Genomic DNA, 18,598 nt, shown 5'->3' with positions numbered 1-18,598 from the left:
TTTGTAACCTTTTTGTAACAATATTATTTACAACCTTTAAAAAGCCTTATTTTAGGAAATTTTAAGACTTTTCAAAAGAATCCGTATTTAAAAAAACTAAACCTTATATGTTTTTTTTGATATTTATTTTTATCTTGATAATTCAAACAATTATATTTTACCACTTTGAGGAATAAATCAAACAATTTCAAACAAAAAAATTCCTTTTTCGAATGAAAAAGGGACTGTGATTGTTGTTTACTATATTTAAAATTTAAACCTTATAAAATCTGTCTTAAAACAAATTTTTCGACAGATACAAGACCAATTCTCCGATATCTTCACAAACCGCATTCATGGCCGGTTGATGGTTCTGATACCAAACACCCGTCCCATCTGGAATATAGCCTCGTTTGATGTATAATCTCTGGGCAGGTCCATACCCTGAATGGAGCCCAACACCAAGGGTCACCTTATCCGATATGAGCCTAACTTGTTTTTCTGCTTCTTCCAGCAAGAGATTTCCAATACCTTGATTTTGAAAAGGTTCAAAGACATTAAAATCTGAGAGTTCTGGATAGATTTCTGCAAAAGGCCCCTGCTTAGCGCAGGACAAAATTGTGATATAACCCGCTAAAGCACCCTCAACCTCTGCAACTAAGACTTCTCTCTCCCCACTTTCTTGCTCCTTAAAGTATCGAGTTAAAATCTCCTCTCTACTTGGCCAACCTTGGCTGATAAATCCTCGAGATAGTTCTTGTATGTCAGATTCTTGCATTTTTCTAATTGAACATGTCGTCTTCATAAGCTGCTCCTTTATAGCTTTCTCCTACCATTATAGCACGATAATAAAGATTAAAAGAAAAAACCTAGTAAGACAAAAGAATCTTACTAGGTCAACAGGGAATCCTTTCTAACAAAATCCTATAAAAATCTGAAAAAGAGGTCCACTGGACCTCAATTCGCTCTCTCATTTCAAGGCTCGTGAAAAAAAGACCCATATGGATCTTAATTCGCTTTCTTATTTCCGAGCTCATGAAAAAGAGGTCCACTGGACCTCAACTCGCTCTCTCATTTCCATGCTCGTAAAAAAAGACCCACCCGGGTCTTAATTCGCTTTCTTATTTTCAAGCTCATGAAAAAGAGGTCCACTGGACCTCTTTTTTAATCTTCGTTTACGAAAGGCATCAAAGCCATTACGCGTGCGCGTTTGATAGCTGTTGTTACTTTACGTTGGTTTTTAGCTGAAGTTCCTGTTACACGACGAGGAAGGATTTTCCCACGTTCTGAAACGAAACGGCTAAGAAGCTCAGTATCTTTGTAATCAACATATTCAATTTTGTTTGCTGCGATGTAATCAACTTTTTTACGGCGTTTGAATCCGCCACGACGTTGTTGAGCCATGTTTTTTCTCCTTTATAGTATTAATTGTCCATTAAAATGGTAAATCATCATCTGAAATGTCCAATGGATTGGTTGCTCCAAATGGATTTTCAGAACGTGAAAAGTCTGGTACTGGGTTTGCAGGTGCTGATTGACCAGCAGTTGGTGCAGAATAAGCTCCACCTGAATGTCCTTCACGCACTCCGCGGCTTTCCAACATTTGGAAATTCTCAGCCACGACTTCTGTTACGTAGACACGTTGTCCTTGCTGGTTATCGTAACTACGAGTCTGGATACGGCCTGTGATCCCGATAAGAGAGCCTTTTTTAGCCCAGTTGGCAAGATTTTCAGCCTGTTGGCGCCACATAACGACATTGATGAAATCAGCCTCACGTTCGCCATTTTGACTCTTAAATGTACGGTTTACTGCAAGAGTAAAAGTCGCAACTGCTACATTTGATGGGGTATAACGCAACTCAGCGTCACGTGTCATACGCCCTACAAGTACAACATTGTTAATCATAATTTACCTTCTTACGCGTCAAGTTTGACGATCATGTGACGAAGAATGTCAGCGTTGATTTTTGAAAGACGGTCAAACTCTTTAAGAGCTGCGTCGTCGTTTGCTTCAACGTTAACGATGTGGTAAAGTCCTTCACGGAAATCTTGGATTTCGTATGCAAGACGACGTTTTTCCCATGATTTTGATTCAACAACAGTTGCACCGTTGTCAGTCAAGATAGAGTCAAAACGTGCTACCAAAGCGTTTTTCGCTTCTTCTTCAATGTTTGGACGAATGATATAAAGAATTTCGTATTTAGCCATTGATATGTTCCTCCTTTTGGTCTAATGACCCCTAGTCTTTGCAAGGGGTAAGTGAGGTTTGCTCACAATAAACTATTATACTAGAAAAACTGATAGATAGCAAGATAAAAGTGAAAAAAGAAGATGAAAATATCTTCTTTTTACTAGTTTATGGTTTGATACGGTGCAACATACGTGGGAATGGAATGGCTTCACGGATATGTTTGGTTCCAGCTGCGAAGGTTACCATACGTTCAATACCGATACCAAATCCACCATGTGGTACTGTACCATATTTACGAAGGTCAAGGTAGAATTCATATTCTGTACGATCCATTCCAAGTTCTTCCATTTTAGCGACAAGGGCATCGTAGTCTTCCTCACGCATAGAACCACCGATGATTTCTCCATACCCTTCTGGTGCCAGCAAGTCTGCACAAAGTACGCGATCTGGATTTCCAGGAACTGGTTTCATGTAGAAGGCCTTGATAGCTGCTGGGTAGTTCATGACAAATGTTGGCACACCAAAGTGGTTTGAAATCCATGTTTCGTGTGGTGAACCAAAGTCATCGCCATGTTCCAAATGCTCGTAGTCAGCATCTTCATCGTTTTCATGCTCTTGCAAAAGGTCAATGGCTTGATCGTAAGTGATGCGTTTGAATGGCTCTGCAATGTAGCGTTTCAAGAGCTCTGTATCACGTTCCAAGGTTTCCAAGGCTTGAGGTGCACGGTCCAAAACGCCCTGAAGAAGGGCTTTTACGTAAGCTTCTTGCAAGTCAAGTGACTCATCATGTGTCAAGTAAGAGTACTCCGCATCCATCATCCAGAACTCAGTCAAGTGACGGCGTGTTTTCGATTTTTCAGCACGGAATACTGGACCAAAGTCAAAGACACGACCAAGAGCCATAGCCCCTGCTTCTAGGTAAAGCTGACCTGATTGGCTCAAGTAGGCTGGTGTTCCAAAGTAGTCTGTTTCAAAGAGTTCTGTTGAATCTTCTGCTGCATTTCCTGAAAGGATTGGGCTATCAAACTTCATGAAGCCGTTCTTATCGAAAAACTCATAAGTTGCATAGATGATAGCGTTACGGATTTGCATCACCGCTACTTGCTTACGAGAGCGGAGCCACAAGTGACGGTTGTCCATCAAGAAGTCTGTTCCGTGTTCTTTTGGTGTGATTGGGTAGTCTTGAGATTCACCAATCACTTCGATGTCTGTAATATCCAACTCATAGCCAAACTTAGAACGTTCGTCTTCTTTGACAATCCCTGTCACATAAACAGACGTTTCTTGGCTTAGGCGTTTGATGACATCAAACTTCTCAAGTCCCACTTCTTCACCAAATTTTTCTACAAAGTTTGGTTTAAAGGCTACACCTTGGAAGAAGGCTGTTCCATCACGCAATTGCAAGAAGGCAATTTTCCCTTTTCCAGATTTGTTGGCAACCCAGGCCCCGATGGTCACTTCTTGACCAACGTAGTCTTTTACATCGATAATTGTTACACGTTTTGTCATAATCTATCTTCCTTTTTTCGTTTAACTTGTCCGAAGACATCATTACCCACTATTTTACCATAAATAGACAGCGATAGCTAGGTTCTACTAGAGAAAAATCGCGAGATTTTCGTTACAAAAATCTTCGCTAAAACAGCGAAGATTCTAAGTTTTATTTTTCCATAAACTGATGCAAACGGCGAATAGCTTCTTTCAAAGTATCCAAGTCTGTGGCATAGCTGAGACGAACATTTTCTGGTGCTCCAAATCCAGCTCCTGTAATCAAGGCCAGTCCGACTTCTTCGAGAATAGCTGTTGTAAACTCTGTCACATCGGTATAACCCTTCATCTCCATCGCTTTTTTAACATTTGGGAAGAGATAGAAGGCTCCTTGGGGCTTGACAACTTCGAATCCTGGCACTTGGCACAAGAGTGGATAAATGGTATTCAAACGTTCTTCAAATGCTTGACGCATGGTTTCAACAGAGTCTTGCGGTCCAGTCAGCGCCTCAATCGTTGCATATTGAGATACTGCTGTCAGATTTGAAGTCGTTTGTCCTGTCAATTTGCTCATAGCAGCGATAATTGCAGGATTTCCCACAGCATAACCTACCCGCCAACCAGTCATGGCATAGGCCTTAGATACACCGTTAATTACAATGGTTTGCTTGCGAATGGCTTCTGACAAACTAGAAATTGGAACAAATTCGTTCCCGTTATAAACCAGACGTCCATAAATATCATCTGCTAAGATAAGGACATCATGCGCAACAGCCCAATTTCCAATAGCCATGAGTTCCTCACGAGAGTAAATCATACCGGTCGGATTCGATGGCGAATTGAGAACCAAGACCTTGGTTTTATCTGTTCGGGCTGCTTCTAGCTGCTCTACTGTTACTTTAAAGTGATTATCTTCCTTGGCCTGGACAAAGACTGGCACACCTTCTGCCATCTTGACCTGGTCTCCATAGCTGACCCAGTATGGTGTAGGGATGATGACTTCATCACCTGGATTGACCACAGCCATAAAGAAGGTGTAGAGAGAGAACTTGGCACCAGTGGCAAAAGTAACTTCGTTGGCTGCTACGGAATACCCATAGTGGCGTTCAAAATAGGTATTAACCGCCGCTTTTAACTCTGGTAGGCCTGAAGCAACTGTATAGAAGGAAGCTCGTCCATCTCGAATCGCTTCTACCGCTGCCTCCTGAATATTTTCAGGAGTATGAAAATCAGGCTGTCCCAAGGTTAAGAAAAGAACATCCTTTCCCTGAGCTTTTAATGCTTTGGCTCTTGCATCACTAGCTAGAGTGACGCTTTCTTCCATTTCTAGTACACGTTTGGATAGTTTCATATGCCCTCCTTATTGGATCACTGCTCCTGTTTCAAAGTCAACCAGATAGTACTGGTTTCCTGACTTAACTTCCCAAATCGGCTTGTCCTGATAGCGACCAAAAGTAATCTTGTCAATGTCGCTAGCTCCTTTTTCCCTCGAAATCGTCACTGCCTTGTCTTGAGAAATCCCCTTATCAAGCTGATAAACATAAATCTTGTGGTCATTCTTTTCAATCAGTACGGCAATGGCCTCTTGCTTTTTATTATGTCCCAGAACACTGTAATAGCCCTCTAGACCATTGTAGAAATCAACCTGATCTGCCTTTTCCAATTCTGCATACTGCTTGGCCAGTTTTTCTCCCTCAAGTCTAGCATCTTGATAGGGTTTCATGCTGAGTGATATCAGATAAAGGAATGAAGTCGTCATGACTAGTACTACCAGAGCAATGCCGATTCCATATTGTATAAGTAGCTTGTTTTTTGCTTTTTTCTGTCTTAGTTTCACTCGTCTATTTTACCATCTCTCCTTCTTTATTACAAGTGAAGACGGGAACATTCTAAGATTCTTTTCCTATAAAATGTAAGTTCTTGTTTTTCTCTCTCATTATTGATAAAATAGCCTTATGAAACAATATTTGAAAGAGAAAATTTCCGATAATCAATTAGACTTAAAAACAGCTATCGTCCTCAATAAAGCCATACGAACTTTTAAACCTTATGAAGCCAAAGCTGCTAAAGAACACGGGCTAACACCCACCCAATTTTCAGTTTTGGAAACCCTCTATAGCAAGGGGGAACTACGCATTCAGGATTTGATTGAAAAAATGTTAGCCACTTCTGGAAACATGACTGTCGTCATTCGAAATATGGTTCGAGATGGGTGGATTTCTAGAACTTGCGACCCCAAGGATCGTCGATCCTTTTTCCTGAAATTAACACCTGCAGGACGCAGAAAAATCGAAGAGGTTCTTCCTGACCATATCGATTCTATCGTAGAAGCACTCAGCATCTTGGAAGATGGCGAAAAGGAAGACTTAATCCGCATTTTAAAAAAATTTAAAAATTTGTGAGCAAAATTATTGCTAATTAGTATTATTTGTTGTAACATAGATGGTAACAAAAGAGTTCGCTCTTTGAATTTTAAACTAAAGGAGACACATCATGTCTAAAAAAGTATTATTTATCGTCGGTTCACTACGCCAAGGTTCTTTCAACCACCAAATGGCCCTCGAAGCTGAAAAAGCACTTGCTGGAAAAGCGGAAGTTAGCTATCTTGATTACTCAGCTGTTCCTCTCTTCAGCCAAGATTTGGAAGTTCCAACTCATCCAGCTGTAGCTGCTGCTCGTGAAGCAGTCCTTGCTGCGGATGCGATCTGGATCTTCTCTCCAGTCTACAACTTCTCTATCCCTGGAACAGTGAAAAACTTGCTTGACTGGCTCTCTCGTGCCCTTGACTTGTCTGATACACGTGGCGCTTCTGCCCTCCAAGACAAGTTTATTACTGTCTCTTCTGTAGCCAATGCCGGTCACGATCAACTCTTTGCTATTTATAAAGACCTCTTGCCATTTATCCGTACACAAGTCGTTGGTGACTTTACAGCTGCTCGTGTCAATGACTCTGCTTGGGCAGATGGAAAATTGGTGTTAGAAGAAGCAACTGCTTCATCACTTGCAAAACAAGCGGACGACCTTCTTGCAGCCATCAACTAATCCAACAAAAACCAGCTCGAATGAGCTGGTTTTATGCTTGTTTCACAAAGACGAGTTCTAAATCACTTGATAAATCAGGTCGGTAGTCAAAGCCGGCAAAGCGGAGCTTGCGAGCTTGTTTGACTGTATGGACTTGCCCCTCTATCAAGGCGGTCAAAAAGGCGCCACGGGCTTTTTTTGAAATGGTTGAGTGGATTTTCAGCTGACCTGCCTTGTCCTCCATAAATTTGAAGGTCACCATCTTTTCTCTGATTTCCTTCGAAAATACGGTTTCAAACTCTGATGATAGGAGTGAGAATATCAAATTCTCATCCTGAAGTGCCTCATCATAGGCTGACTTCCAATGACTCTTTAAAGTCTTACCAGCAACTTTTAACTTCATCAAAAAGTCCAAACGGTGAGGAGCCATGGGCGACAAGGCGGGGACAACACCGTATAAAGCCGAGGTAATTAGGACATGATTTTCAAGATAGGTTTGTTCAGCTTCGGTTAACCCATTTCGTTTGATGTGACGATACATGAGACCATCGAAAAGTTTCAAGGCTGGATAATGTTTAGCCCTGTGTTCTTTTAAAGCTTGAATATGGCCGTACTCTTCTTCTGCTTTCTCGACAGATACCTTATAAAAAGTCTCTAATTCACTAGCTGAATAATTCGCCAGTGAGTAAAGGACTGCCTGACTTTCTTCACTCAAGGGGAGCGCTTCGGTACGGGGATGGTCTGTGTTCATTTCTTTTGCTGTTGGGATTAAAATTTTCATATTGTTAGTGTAGCATATTTTTCAACCACGACCAAGAATTTCATCTTAAAAACCTCGGTTCACACCGAGGTTTCTCTGTTTATTTTGGCCATCCTAACCAGATAGCCACGAGAACAAGGGCTGTGCCAGCTAAGCTTGTTAAGATAGATAAGAATTTATCTTTTTTCTCCTTGAACTGAGAAAACCTATTTTTATACTCAATGAAAATCAAAGAGCAAACTAGGAAGCTAGCCGCAGGCAGTACTTGAGTACGGCAAGGCGACGCTGACGTAGTTTGAAGAGATTTTCGAAGAGTATTATTGTACTTTAAAGGTCTTGAGATAATTATCTTTTCCAACTTGACCTTCAAAGGATTGCCCATTTTCAAGGTAAGGAAGGTCGTCTGACACGGAAGCCTTGACTTTATAAATCTTGCCATCAACTTTGAAGAAGTAGACGGTGTCCCCCTTGATAACAGCTGATTTAAGGTCTGAAACCACTCCCTTGATGTTTTCTACCGTTTCATTATCCAGCTCGAGGTCGTTTTTATTGGCATATTTGCTGAGGAGTTCATCTACTGTAGCTGCTACGATGACGTTTTGGTACTCTACTGCATCAACCAAAGCATACTCCTTGACCAAACCTGCATTGTCCTTCAATCCCATGATGTAGAGCGGTTTGTCATTGAGATTGACAAGGATAGGGAAGGTCGCCTTATAGGCTTTTTCCTGCACTGCTCCTTCTGCGGAAGCACGGGCTGATTCTTCGGTTGCTGAAGCTAGATTGTACTTGGTGATTTCACCAGTGCGCATATTTTCAAGGATAAATCCTAGATTACTTTCGTCAGCGTTGGCTGAAGTCACCCCAGTGTAGAGATAAATGTCATTTCCGATAGAAAGATAGTTATAGCCTTCTGTCGTTTGGGTAACGTTTTTCTTAGAAATCAAGGCATTCCAGAAGCCGTCTTTATACTTACCGTTGTAGTTGATTTGTTCGATGGTTTCTTCTGCTGGATAGACACGATCCACCCATTCTGGGACTTCATCCAAGCTATATTCCTTGGTTTCTCCATTAGTAGCGTCCAAGATGATAACGGATGAAGGGCGAGGTACTCCTAGACCAAACTGTTTTTGATAAACGGTTGCTACATAGAAAGGATTGCCTTCATCATCCACCTCAAAGGATGGGGTTTTAAAAATCTTGGTTGGATACTTGATTCGAAGATGACGTTTGACGTCACGGTTAAAATACTCAGAGTCCGAATACTTCATCGGTGTTTTTAAATCCACCAATTCCGCATTTCCTGTCACCATATCAACCTTAATATACTCGCCAATTCCCTTGGCTTGATTGTTGAACCATTTGATGGGATCAGCATACTCCAAAGGAGTCACCCTATAGGGCTTGCCATCAACCGTCAACTGGGTATAAGTATCTGCTGCTACGTACTGGGAGACCTTATCCGTCAGAGAGCCTAGATAACGGTCTCCAATCTTTTCGGCGGTACTCCGATCTAGGATTGGAACCTTGCTGGTATCACTCTTGGGAAAATCTTTAAAATCTTTTTCTGTGATAGATACCACATTAGCATAATTTTTTGCTTGGAAAAAGCTAGAGGTTACTAGGCTTACCAGACCAGCAAGGGCAAAAATGATACCTGCAGTCAGAAACAATCCTCTACTAAGTTTGGTAAAAAGGAATCCTTCTAGATTGAGATCTTTGGTAGCCTTGCCATGGCGTAGGTGAACTGTCTTCAGGAGATTGGTATTCTTGCGGAAACTAAACAAAATCCCCATCACCACCAAATGTCCACAAAGGAAAAAGAGAAATTCCCAGCTGGTCAGGTTAAGAGGCGGTAAAAAGATATACCAAGTCGTTGCGATAAAAACAAGTTCAAATAGTATGCGTTTCATCTGAGTTCCTCCTAAATAATCCGTCCTTCCAAATGATCCAGTTCATGTTGGCAGATCTGAGCTGGAAAACCCGTTAGCGTAATGGTCTGTTCCTGGCACTTACTATCGCGATAGGAAACCGTAATCGTTTCATAACGAGTTGTTGGTCGCACCCCAGTCAAAGACAAACAACCTTCCTCTGTCTCGTAAGGTCCTTTATAGGAAAGGAGAATGGGGTTAAACATGACCATGGGAACCAAGCCAAGATTAAAGATAATGACACGCTTCTGCACACCAATCATATTGGCTGCCAGACCGACACAGGTCTCGCGATTAGCCAGCAGGGTATCCTGCAAATCCTTAGCCAGATAAAGGTCTTCCTGACTTGCAGGTTTCGAGACCTGCGACAAGAATAAGACATCTCGGACAATTTTCTTTTCCATTCTCTTTCACTCCTTGCTACTTTACTTTATTATAGCACAAAAGGGAGCAACTCCTAGTCCTTTCTCTCAAATGCAAAAAAAGCCATCCGAAGATGACTTTCTTTTTAAATCGCGTTCTTATCAAGACCAAGTTTACGTTGAACAAACTTAACGATTTCGACGATAAGTATCATTGAGAAGCTTCCAGCTAGAACAATACCCCATTGAGACAAGTCTAGTTTGGTTACGTGGAAGATACCTTCAAGCGGTTCTACAACGATTGTTGCCATCAAGAGGATGAAGGATACCAAGATAGACCAGTTGAAGGTCTTAGACTTGAATGGTCCGACTGTCAAGATGGATTGGTAAACAGACTTGACGTTGTAGGCATGGAAGAGCTGGATCAAACCAAGTGTTGCAAAGGCCATAGTGAGGGCATCTGCGTGAATAGCATGATTGTCACCCACGTGAACTGGGTAAGCAATCGCAAGGCCATAAACACTCATAACAATAGCTGCTTGGAGTACACCTTGATAAATGATAGAACTCAAAACACCACCTGAGAAGAAGCTTGCCTTGCGTCCACGTGGTTTATGGTTCATGACACCAGGCTCAGCAGGCTCAACACCTAGAGCGATAGCTGGGAAGGTATCTGTTACCAAGTTGATCCACAAGAGATGAACTGGCTGTAGGACATCCCAACCAAACAAGGTTGATAAGAAGATAGTTAATACTTCAGCAGTATTGGCAGAAAGTAAGTACTGAATAGTCTTTTGAATGTTTGAGAAGACCTTGCGTCCTTCTTCAACTGCGACGATAATGGTCGCAAAGTTATCATCTGCAAGAATCATGTCAGAAGCCCCCTTAGAAACCTCTGTACCAGTGATTCCCATACCGATACCGATATCGGCTGTTTTCAGAGCTGGCGCATCATTAACACCGTCACCTGTCATAGCAACAACCTTACCTTGTTTTTGCCAAGCCTTGACGATACGAACCTTGTGTTCTGGAGATACACGCGCGTAGACAGAGTATTGACCAACGACTTTTTCAAATTCTTCATCTGAAAGTTCGTTGAGTTCAGCACCAGTCAAGACATGGTCTTCCGAGTCATTTTCATCGATGATTCCCAAACGTTTGGCAATGGCTTCCGCTGTATCTTGGTGGTCACCAGTGATCATGATTGGACGGATTCCCGCTTCCTTAGCGACACGAACAGCTTCTGCTGCTTCGGCACGTTCAGGGTCAATCATTCCAATCAATCCAGTAAAGATCAAGTTGTTTTCAAGCTCTTCAGAAGTCAGGTTTTCTGGAATGCTGTCTACAATCTTATAAGCACCCGCAAGAACACGCAAGGCTTGGTGAGCCATTTCAGAGTTGTTTGTGTGAATTAAGTCATTAACTTTCTCATCAATCGGAGCAACATCTCCAGCCTTATCACGAGCAACACAACGTTTCAAAAGTTGGTCAGGGGCTCCCTTGACTGCTACGAGGAATTTACCATCTGGTAATGGATGAACCGTTGACATGAGTTTACGATCTGAGTCAAATGGTAACTCAGCTACACGAGGATATTGCTCTAAAAATCCTTTAACATCATAGCCCTTGTCCAAGGCATACTGGATGAAGGCTGTTTCCGTTGGATCCCCAATCAGGTTTCCTTCTGCATCAATCTTAGTATCATTAGCCAAGACAACAGAACGAAGAAGAGGCATTTCAAGACCTAGTTCAATATCATCAGCTGAATCATGTAGGACTGCATCATAGAAGACTTTTTCGACTGTCATCTTGTTCATGGTAAGCGTACCAGTCTTATCAGAAGCGATGATCTCAGTTGAACCAAGTGTTTCAACTGCTGGCAACTTACGAACGATAGAGTTTCGTTTTGCCAAAACTTGAGTACCAAGGGCAAGAACGATGGTCACGATAGCAGGAAGTCCTTCTGGGATGGCTGCAACAGCAAGCGCAACAGATGTCATCAACTCACCAAGTGGATTTTTACCTTGAATGAAGACTCCGACTACAAAAGTAACAAGGGCAATGACCAAAATTGCATAGGTCAAGACCTTAGAAAGGTTGTTCAAGTTTTGTTTGAGTGGTGTATCCGTCTCATCCGCATCTTGGAGCATGCCAGCGATATGACCCACTTCCGTGTACATACCTGTATTGACAACAACGCCAAGACCACGACCATAAGTCACATTTGAGTTTTGGAAGGCCATATTGACACGGTCACCAATACCAGCATCTGCAGAGAGCTCGACAGTCAAGTCTTTTTCGACTGGAACAGACTCACCTGTCAAAGCTGCTTCTTCGATTTTAAGAGAATTAGCTTCTAGCAATCGTAGGTCTGCTGGCACCACGTCACCTGCTTCAAGAGCAACGATATCACCTGGTACCAATTCTTTTGAATCAATCTCAGCCATATGCCCATCACGAATAACGCGAGCAGCTGGACTAGACATAGACTTGAGGGCTTCGATGGCTTCTTCTGCTTTTCCTTCTTGGTAAACACCGAAGGCAGCGTTGATGATAACCACGGCTAGGATAATGATGGCATCTGCGATATCTTCCCCACCAGAAGTTACGACTGACAAGATAGCCGCAGCAACTAGGATGATAATCATCAAATCCTTAAATTGCTCGATAAACTTGACTAGGAGTGATTTTTTCTCACCCTCTTCCAGTTCATTGCGTCCATATTCAGCTAGACGTTTCTGCGCTTCGCTTGACGAAAGACCCTGTTCAGTTGCTTCAACTGACTTCAAGACCTCTTCAGGACTTTGAGTGTAAAACGCTTGGCGTTTTTGTTCTTTTGACATATGTCTCCTCCTTGACTTTGTGTGCAAAACAAGCTCTCTTTTGGTTTTATGACAAACAAAAAGAAACCTGTTAATCATAACAAGTCTCGCTGTTTAAGATAGCGCCGGAAAGAATACTTTGCAGTATAAAATTCGGAATGACGACACTATCACAGGTTTCTGCCAGCTACTCCCTTGAGTAGTACTATTATATCAAAATTTGAACAATTTTCAAGGGTTTAAATCAGATGAAACAAGACTAAATTTGAATTTTCCTTTGAAAACCAGTATAATGTAAGAATACTATATGACTAGAAAGGAAGCCCGATGAACCAATCCATGTCAAATCTCAAATTGGCAGAACGTGGAGCCATTATCAGCATTTCAACCTACCTCCTCTTGTCTGCAGCAAAATTGGCAACTGGTCACCTCCTGCATTCTTCCAGTTTGGTGGCAGATGGTTTCAACAACGTATCCGATATTATCGGAAACGTTGCCCTCTTGATTGGGATTCGGATGGCCCGCCAACCTGCAGACCGTGACCATCGCTTTGGTCACTGGAAGATTGAAGATTTGGCTAGCTTGATCACTTCCATCATCATGTTCTATGTTGGCTTCGATGTTCTTCGGGACACCTTTCAGAAAATCCTAAGTCGAGAACAAACTCCCATTGATCCTTTGGGTGCAACTCTAGGAATCATTTCAGCAGCAGTCATGTTCGCAGTTTATCTCTATAATACTCGTCTCAGTAAGAAATCCAAATCCAAGGCCCTCAAGGCAGCTGCTAAGGACAATCTTTCTGATGCTGTCACCTCGCTTGGGACTTCCATTGCTATCTTAGCCAGCAGTTTCAATTATCCTATCGTGGATAAATTGGTCGCTATCATCATCACCTTCTTTATCTTAAAAACAGCCTATGATATCTTTATCGAGTCTTCCTTCAGTCTTTCAGATGGTTTTGATGACCGTCTGCTAGAGGACTACCAAAAGGCCATCATGGAGATTCCAAAGATTAGTAAGGTCAAGTCCCAAAGAGGGCGTACCTACGGTAGCAATATCTACCTTGATATCACCTTAGAAATGAATCCCGACTTATCAGTCTATGAGAGTCACGAAATTGCGGACCAGGTCGAATCCATGCTGGAAGAGCGCTTTGGAGTCTTTGATACCGATGTCCATATCGAGCCAGCTCCCATACCTGAGGACGAGATTTTAGACAATGTCTACAAAAAACTGCTCATGCGTGAGCAATTGATTGACCAAGGAAATCAGCTAGAAGAACTCCTTGCTGAGGACTTTCTCTATATCCGTCAAGATGGAGAGCAGATGGATAAAGTCGCTTATCAAGCCGAAAAAGAACTTAAAGCTGCTATTAAGGATATTCAAATCACTTCCATTAGTCAGAAAACCAAGCTCATTTGCTATGAGTTAGATGGCATCGTCCACACCAGTATCTGGCGTCGCCATGAAACTTGGCAAAATATCTTTCATCAGGAAACTAAAAAAGAAGACAAACAATGACCCTATCCAGTGGATAGGGCCTTTTTGATTATTCTACTTTAAGCAAAGACAGACTATGACGGTTTGGAAGATTTGCTTTTCGAAGTTTGTTTTGCCTCTTTTCTAGCTTGACGATTTTGCTCGATGCGCCATTCTCTTTCATAGTACTTCATGGCATCATAGACCCTTTCAGGAAGTCCTACATCTAGTAGAAAGATAGGGATAATTAAATCTGCTGACGAATGAAAAGGGAGAATCCTTCTCTTCAGCAGAGCTAGAAAGGATTGGGATTTCACATTTTCCTTGTTTTTAAAATAGACTTCAATCCGATAGGAATCCCTGTACTTCCCTCGAATCCGAGAAAAGGAAAACTCTTCTACATCTGTCCAAGCATAGAAACGACTGGGTTTCTTTGGGTTTGGTTTGTAGTAAAACCCCTCGACAGTACAGCTCAAATATTCCTTATCGGAACTTAACAGCCTGTATGTCTGATAAACAACTACTCCAGCACAAAAGAGGACAAGCAGTATTAATAACAGACTTATCGTATGAAGTCTGGTTCCCTTTTGCGAGTACAAATGGAGATAAGAGAGAGGTAGTAAGAAAAAAAGCACTGAAGTCAAGCCAAACAAGGCATTCCAAATGATTTTCTTGGGACTACGTTTAATGACTTTTTCTTCCATCATGCCAACTCACTTAAATATTCATAACGCTCGTATTTTTCAAGGAGTTCTTCGTTTTTCTCATCCAGTTCTTTTTGGAGAGTAGCCAGCTTACCAAAGTCAGAACCATTGGCCTGCATTTCCTCTTCAATAGCAGTGATACGATTTTCCAAGGCTTCAATATCGCCTTCAATGCTTGCCCACTCCTGCTTTTCTTGGTAAGTCATGCGTTTCTTGTCTTCTCGAACCTTGACCACTTTCTCCTTTTCGGCCTTTTGCACTTGATTGGCCATCTCTGTTTCAAAGGCTTTTTCATCAAGATAGTCGGTGTAATGGCCAAAGAAAGTACGAATCTTGCCATTCTCAAAGGCGAGAATCTTGGTCGCTACCTTATCCAGGAAATAACGGTCGTGGCTAACTGTCAATACAGGACCCACAAAGCCCTGCAAGAAATTCTCCAAGACTGTCAAAGTCGCAATATCTAGGTCATTGGTCGGCTCGTCCAAAAGAAGAACATTGGGTTTTTCCAAAAGCAATTTGAGGAGATAAAGGCGTTTTTTCTCTCCACCAGACAATTTCTCAATCAGGGTTCCATGCGTCGAACGTGGGAAGAGGAACTGCTCTAGCAACTCTGCAATGGAAGTCGTAGAACCACCACTGGTCTTAACCTCTTCTGCTACTTCCTGTAGGTAGTTGATAACCCGTTTGCTTTCATCCAAACCTTCAATTTGTTGAGAGAAATAGGCAATGCGAACCGTCTTACCGATGATAACTTGACCTTTAGTCGGCTCAAGACTTCCTGCGATGAGATTAAGCAGAGTTGACTTCCCGACACCGTTGTCCCCAACAATTCCGATACGGTCTTTGGCTTGCACCAAGAGATTAAAATTTTGTAATATCGGCTTATTCTCATAAGCAAAGGAAACATCTTTAAACTCGATAACCTTCTTACCAATACGGCTAGTTTCAAAGTTCATGGTTAAGTCTGTTTCAGCAACGCCACCTGAAACTTCTTTTTTCAAGTCGTGGAAACGATTGATACGAGCTTGTTGCTTGGTCGCACGCGCCTGCGGTTGTCTGCGCATCCAGGCCAGTTCTTGTTTGTAGAGTTGTTCTTTCTTGTGGAGAAGAGCTGCGTCACGCTCATCTTGCTCCGCCTTAAGGCGAACATAGTCCTGGTAATTGCCCTGATACTCGGTCAAGCCTGCTCGATCCAACTCGAAAATTCGTGTTGACAGTGCATCTAGGAAATAACGATCATGGGTGATAAAGAGAACCGTCTTCTTGGAATTTTTCAAAAAGAGGGTCAGCCACTCGATGGTCGCAATGTCCAGATGGTTGGTCGGCTCGTCCAGTAACAAGAGGTCGTGGTTTCCTAGGAGAACTTGCGCTAACTGAACCCGTCTTCTCAGACCGCCTGACAATTCCCCAACAGGAGTAGATAAGTTCTGAATGCCCAACTTGCTGAGAACCGTCTTGACCTGGCTTTCAATTTCCCAGGCTTGGAGAGAATCCATCTCTGCCATGACCCGTTCCAAACGAGCCTGCTTATCCTCACTGTAGTTGAGCATGATTAACTCATACTCACGAATGAGCCGGATTTCCTTGAGGTCGCTGGATAGAACCGTATCCAAGACCGTCTTGCTATCATCAAAATCAGGATCCTGTGTCAAGTAGCCAATCTTATAGTCGTTCTTAGCCGAAAAGGGACTGACATCCCCATCAAAGCCAGAAACACCAGAAAGAACATCTAACAGAGTGGTCTTACCAGTCCCATTGACACCTATTAGACCGATTCTATCCAAGTCATGGATGATAAAAGAAATATCCTTAAAAACGGTCTTGTCTCCAACGGATTTGCTTAGTTTTTCAACGATAAAATCACTCATTTTTTCTCCCTCAGGTAAGCATGGATGGCTTGACGATCATTTTCCAATTCTCCATCGACAATGGCAAACTCAATCTCTGTTAAAATCTCTCCCAAGTCTGGTCCTGGCTGGTAACCATATTCCTTAATCAAAATTCCACCGTTAATCTGAATTTCTTTCTTGTCATGAATGGTCAAACTATGGTAAGTTTCTGTAATAGCTTGTGGGTTGACTTCTTTTCCTTGGGCCTGACGAAGACTTTCAGCTTGTAGAAGGGAATCCAAGTCAAATCGGTAACAATCACGCTTGCTCAGCTCACCTTCTTCTCGCAAAGCCAAAATAGTAAGCAAATCCTGAACCTGCTTGGCAAACTGGCGTGAGGTTTTCCATGCCTTCAAAAATGGCTGTGCATCTTTAATCTCCAAAGCCCACAATAGAGCCGCCCAGGCTTGTTCAGAAGATTCAAAAGTGAAATCCGCCTCCAAATCAAACAGTTTGTTGAGCTTGTCCTGGCTCCCTGCCATATCAGGGAGATAATCATAAGCTCGACTCTCAATCATGGAAGACAGACCAATTCGCCAAAAAGGTGCCAGCAATAGTTTATCAAACTCAACGAAGGTGCGCTCCACAGAAATTTTCTCCAAGAGTGGCGTCAAAGTCTTCATCGCCTCAAAAGTTTCTGACTCAAGTTTAAAACCAAGACTGGCCTGAAAACGGAAACCACGCATAATCCGCAGAGCATCTTCGTTGAAACGTTCACTAGCCACTCCAACTGCTCGCAAGACTTGGTTTTCCAAATCCTCTAAACCATGGAACAAGTCAATGATTTCCCCTGTCTCATCCAAGGCAAACGCATTAACCGTGAAATCACGGCGCTTGAGGTCTTCTTCTAGCGAACGCACAAAGGAAACCGCGCTGGGCCTGCGATAGTCCACATAGACATCTTCGGTCCGAAAGGTGGTTACCTCATACTCCTCGTCCCCTTCTAAAACTAAGACGGTTCCGTGCTCGATTCCAATATCGGCTGTTCGCGGAAAAATCTGCTTGGTCTCCTCAGGATAAGAAGAAGTCGCGATATCCACATCATGGATGGGACGATTGAGGAGGGCATCTCGAACAGAGCCCCCAACAAAATAGGCTTCAAAGCCTGCTTCTTTAATTTTTTCTAATACTGGTAAAGCCTTCTGAAATTCAGAAGGCATTTGCGTTAATCTCATAATAAGTGTTCTAATCCATAGACAAGCTCATGACGCTTGACAACTTCTTTGATTCCCAAATTGACCCCTGTCATGAAGGAGCTGCGATCATAGGAGTCATGACGAAGAGTCAATCCTTCTCCCTGATTGCCAAAGATAACTTCTTGATGAGCTACTAAGCCTGGCAAACGAACTGAGTGGATCCGCATGCCATCAAAATCAGCACCACGGGCACCTGCAATCAATTCTTCCTCATCAGGCGCACCTTGCTGGATAGACTCACGCACTTCTGCCATCAACTCAGCCGTTTTAATGGCTGTTCCGCTCGGAGCATCTTTTTTCTTGTCATGATGGAGCTCGATAATCTCCACATTTGGGAAATATTTGGCAGCCTGCGCCGCAAATTGCATGAGCAAGACAGCCCCCAAGGCAAAGTTAGGAGCAATCAAGCCACCCAAATCTTGTTCACGGGAAAATGCTTTTAGTTCTGCAATTTCTTCACTAGTGAATCCTGTTGTTCCAACTACTGGAGCAAAGCCATTTTCAAGAGCAAAGCGTGTATTTTCGTAGGCAACGGCTGGTGTAGTAAAGTCTACCCAGACATCCGCTTCAAAACCAGCCAAGTCAGCCTTATCATTAAAGACAGGAATTCCCTGCCATTCTGACTCAGACTCAAAAGGATCCAAAACTGCGACCAAGTCCAAGTCTGGATCAGCCAAGACCATCTGACAAGCGGCTTGGCCCATCTTTCCCTTAAAACCGGCAATAATTACTCGAATACTCATCTCTACTCCTGTCTAAGATACAAAGCCTGTAAG

General features: G+C 42.6%; 19 protein-coding genes. 3 read left to right on the top strand and 16 right to left on the bottom strand.

Features of this window, described 5'->3' with window-relative positions:
• Window positions 1-274 precede the first annotated feature (274 nt).
• The 7 genes from O3655_RS07690 to O3655_RS07660 all read right to left on the bottom strand — a co-directional run bounded on the left by O3655_RS07690 (window position 275) and on the right by O3655_RS07660 (window position 5,495).
• Complete coding sequence (locus tag O3655_RS07690; RefSeq protein WP_000858591.1) at window positions 275-784, bottom strand: GNAT family N-acetyltransferase; 510 nt, start codon at window positions 782-784, stop codon at window positions 275-277.
• A 359-nt stretch (window positions 785-1,143) separates the two neighbouring features.
• Window positions 1,144-1,383, bottom strand: coding sequence for a 30S ribosomal protein S18 (gene rpsR, locus O3655_RS07685; RefSeq protein ID WP_000068664.1), 240 nt, complete (start codon window positions 1,381-1,383; stop codon window positions 1,144-1,146).
• A 31-nt stretch (window positions 1,384-1,414) separates the two neighbouring features.
• Window positions 1,415-1,885, bottom strand: a complete 471-nt coding sequence (ssbA, locus tag O3655_RS07680; protein ID WP_000609595.1) for a single-stranded DNA-binding protein SsbA — start codon at window positions 1,883-1,885, stop codon at window positions 1,415-1,417.
• 11 nt (window positions 1,886-1,896) lie between these two features.
• Window positions 1,897-2,187, bottom strand: coding sequence for a 30S ribosomal protein S6 (gene rpsF, locus O3655_RS07675; protein WP_001151782.1), 291 nt, complete (start codon window positions 2,185-2,187; stop codon window positions 1,897-1,899).
• A 148-nt stretch (window positions 2,188-2,335) separates the two neighbouring features.
• Window positions 2,336-3,679 (bottom strand): asparagine--tRNA ligase, encoded by a 1,344-nt coding sequence (gene asnS, locus O3655_RS07670; RefSeq protein ID WP_049478800.1) that lies wholly within the window; start codon window positions 3,677-3,679, stop codon window positions 2,336-2,338.
• Window positions 3,680-3,830: 151 nt separating this feature from the next.
• On the bottom strand, window positions 3,831-5,009 hold the full coding sequence (locus tag O3655_RS07665; protein WP_049478799.1) for a pyridoxal phosphate-dependent aminotransferase: 1,179 nt from the start codon (window positions 5,007-5,009) through the stop codon (window positions 3,831-3,833).
• Window positions 5,010-5,018: 9 nt separating this feature from the next.
• Complete coding sequence (locus O3655_RS07660; RefSeq protein WP_000776849.1) at window positions 5,019-5,495, bottom strand: DUF5590 domain-containing protein; 477 nt, start codon at window positions 5,493-5,495, stop codon at window positions 5,019-5,021.
• 118 nt (window positions 5,496-5,613) lie between these two features.
• Between O3655_RS07660 and O3655_RS07655 the strand changes: the two genes are divergently transcribed.
• Together O3655_RS07655 and O3655_RS07650 are read left to right on the top strand one after the other, a co-directional pair.
• The gene (locus O3655_RS07655; protein WP_000816318.1) at window positions 5,614-6,060 is read left to right on the top strand and encodes a MarR family winged helix-turn-helix transcriptional regulator; all 447 of its coding nucleotides are present in this window, start codon (window positions 5,614-5,616) and stop codon (window positions 6,058-6,060) included.
• Window positions 6,061-6,151: 91 nt separating this feature from the next.
• Window positions 6,152-6,700, top strand: coding sequence for an NADPH-dependent FMN reductase (locus O3655_RS07650; RefSeq protein WP_049478798.1), 549 nt, complete (start codon window positions 6,152-6,154; stop codon window positions 6,698-6,700).
• Window positions 6,701-6,731: 31 nt separating this feature from the next.
• Here O3655_RS07650 and yaaA read toward each other — a convergent pair whose 3' ends face one another.
• The 5 genes from yaaA to O3655_RS07625 all read right to left on the bottom strand — a co-directional run bounded on the left by yaaA (window position 6,732) and on the right by O3655_RS07625 (window position 12,575).
• Window positions 6,732-7,460: a peroxide stress protein YaaA gene (gene yaaA, locus O3655_RS07645; RefSeq protein WP_308697177.1), complete on the bottom strand. Its 729-nt coding sequence runs from the start codon at window positions 7,458-7,460 to the stop codon at window positions 6,732-6,734.
• Between the two features lie 79 nt (window positions 7,461-7,539).
• On the bottom strand, window positions 7,540-7,671 hold the full coding sequence (locus tag O3655_RS07640) for a DUF3953 domain-containing protein (RefSeq protein WP_002874755.1): 132 nt from the start codon (window positions 7,669-7,671) through the stop codon (window positions 7,540-7,542).
• An 85-nt stretch (window positions 7,672-7,756) separates the two neighbouring features.
• Window positions 7,757-9,352, bottom strand: a complete 1,596-nt coding sequence (locus O3655_RS07635; protein WP_371641282.1) for a hypothetical protein — start codon at window positions 9,350-9,352, stop codon at window positions 7,757-7,759.
• Window positions 9,353-9,363: 11 nt separating this feature from the next.
• Entirely contained in the window at window positions 9,364-9,774 is a 411-nt protein-coding gene (locus O3655_RS07630) for a peptide deformylase (protein WP_308697175.1), read from the bottom strand.
• Between the two features lie 104 nt (window positions 9,775-9,878).
• Window positions 9,879-12,575, bottom strand: a complete 2,697-nt coding sequence (locus tag O3655_RS07625; RefSeq protein WP_000032435.1) for a cation-translocating P-type ATPase — start codon at window positions 12,573-12,575, stop codon at window positions 9,879-9,881.
• Window positions 12,576-12,881: 306 nt separating this feature from the next.
• Here O3655_RS07625 and mntE point away from each other — a divergent pair, with 306 nt between their 5' ends.
• Window positions 12,882-14,075, top strand: coding sequence for a CDF family manganese efflux transporter MntE (mntE, locus tag O3655_RS07620; protein WP_049478988.1), 1,194 nt, complete (start codon window positions 12,882-12,884; stop codon window positions 14,073-14,075).
• A gap of 53 nt (window positions 14,076-14,128) precedes the next feature.
• Here the strand turns inward: mntE and O3655_RS07615 are convergent, their stop codons facing one another.
• The 4 genes from O3655_RS07615 to dapB are packed head-to-tail and all read right to left on the bottom strand — an operon-like array spanning window position 14,129 to window position 18,565.
• On the bottom strand, window positions 14,129-14,740 hold the full coding sequence (locus tag O3655_RS07615) for a hypothetical protein (RefSeq protein WP_308697174.1): 612 nt from the start codon (window positions 14,738-14,740) through the stop codon (window positions 14,129-14,131).
• Window positions 14,737-16,605 (bottom strand): ABC-F family ATP-binding cassette domain-containing protein, encoded by a 1,869-nt coding sequence (locus O3655_RS07610; protein WP_308697173.1) that lies wholly within the window; start codon window positions 16,603-16,605, stop codon window positions 14,737-14,739. The genes O3655_RS07615 and O3655_RS07610 overlap by 4 nt, the downstream gene beginning before the upstream one ends.
• Window positions 16,602-17,801, bottom strand: coding sequence for a CCA tRNA nucleotidyltransferase (locus O3655_RS07605; RefSeq protein WP_080702770.1), 1,200 nt, complete (start codon window positions 17,799-17,801; stop codon window positions 16,602-16,604). The genes O3655_RS07610 and O3655_RS07605 overlap by 4 nt, the downstream gene beginning before the upstream one ends.
• Window positions 17,798-18,565, bottom strand: coding sequence for a 4-hydroxy-tetrahydrodipicolinate reductase (dapB, locus tag O3655_RS07600; RefSeq protein WP_042902716.1), 768 nt, complete (start codon window positions 18,563-18,565; stop codon window positions 17,798-17,800). The genes O3655_RS07605 and dapB overlap by 4 nt, the downstream gene beginning before the upstream one ends.
• Between the last annotated feature and the right edge of the window lie 33 nt (window positions 18,566-18,598).

It is taken from the genome of Streptococcus sp. 27098_8_70 (genome assembly GCF_041432215.1).
GTDB lineage: Bacteria > Bacillota > Bacilli > Lactobacillales > Streptococcaceae > Streptococcus > Streptococcus oralis_CP.
The sequence above is the reverse complement of the archived record's forward strand: the minus strand, read 5'-3'. Positions and strand labels throughout refer to the sequence as shown.

Bases quoted from the DNA above. Each gene is read 5' to 3' on its own strand.
- O3655_RS07690 (WP_000858591.1), bottom strand. From the start codon at position 784: ATGAAGACGACATGTTCAATTAGAAAAATGCAAGAATCTGACATACAA.
- rpsR (WP_000068664.1), bottom strand. From the start codon at position 1,383: ATGGCTCAACAACGTCGTGGCGGATTCAAACGCCGTAAAAAAGTTGAT.
- ssbA (WP_000609595.1), bottom strand. From the start codon at position 1,885: ATGATTAACAATGTTGTACTTGTAGGGCGTATGACACGTGACGCTGAG.
- rpsF (WP_001151782.1), bottom strand. From the start codon at position 2,187: ATGGCTAAATACGAAATTCTTTATATCATTCGTCCAAACATTGAAGAA.
- asnS (WP_049478800.1), bottom strand. From the start codon at position 3,679: ATGACAAAACGTGTAACAATTATCGATGTAAAAGACTACGTTGGTCAA.
- O3655_RS07665 (WP_049478799.1), bottom strand. From the start codon at position 5,009: ATGAAACTATCCAAACGTGTACTAGAAATGGAAGAAAGCGTCACTCTA.
- O3655_RS07655 (WP_000816318.1), top strand. From the start codon at position 5,614: ATGAAACAATATTTGAAAGAGAAAATTTCCGATAATCAATTAGACTTA.
- O3655_RS07650 (WP_049478798.1), top strand. From the start codon at position 6,152: ATGTCTAAAAAAGTATTATTTATCGTCGGTTCACTACGCCAAGGTTCT.
- yaaA (WP_308697177.1), bottom strand. From the start codon at position 7,460: ATGAAAATTTTAATCCCAACAGCAAAAGAAATGAACACAGACCATCCC.
- O3655_RS07635 (WP_371641282.1), bottom strand. From the start codon at position 9,352: ATGAAACGCATACTATTTGAACTTGTTTTTATCGCAACGACTTGGTAT.
- O3655_RS07630 (WP_308697175.1), bottom strand. From the start codon at position 9,774: ATGGAAAAGAAAATTGTCCGAGATGTCTTATTCTTGTCGCAGGTCTCG.
- O3655_RS07625 (WP_000032435.1), bottom strand. From the start codon at position 12,575: ATGTCAAAAGAACAAAAACGCCAAGCGTTTTACACTCAAAGTCCTGAA.
- mntE (WP_049478988.1), top strand. From the start codon at position 12,882: ATGAACCAATCCATGTCAAATCTCAAATTGGCAGAACGTGGAGCCATT.
- O3655_RS07615 (WP_308697174.1), bottom strand. From the start codon at position 14,740: ATGATGGAAGAAAAAGTCATTAAACGTAGTCCCAAGAAAATCATTTGG.
- O3655_RS07610 (WP_308697173.1), bottom strand. From the start codon at position 16,605: ATGAGTGATTTTATCGTTGAAAAACTAAGCAAATCCGTTGGAGACAAG.
- O3655_RS07605 (WP_080702770.1), bottom strand. From the start codon at position 17,801: ATGAGATTAACGCAAATGCCTTCTGAATTTCAGAAGGCTTTACCAGTA.
- dapB (WP_042902716.1), bottom strand. From the start codon at position 18,565: ATGAGTATTCGAGTAATTATTGCCGGTTTTAAGGGAAAGATGGGCCAA.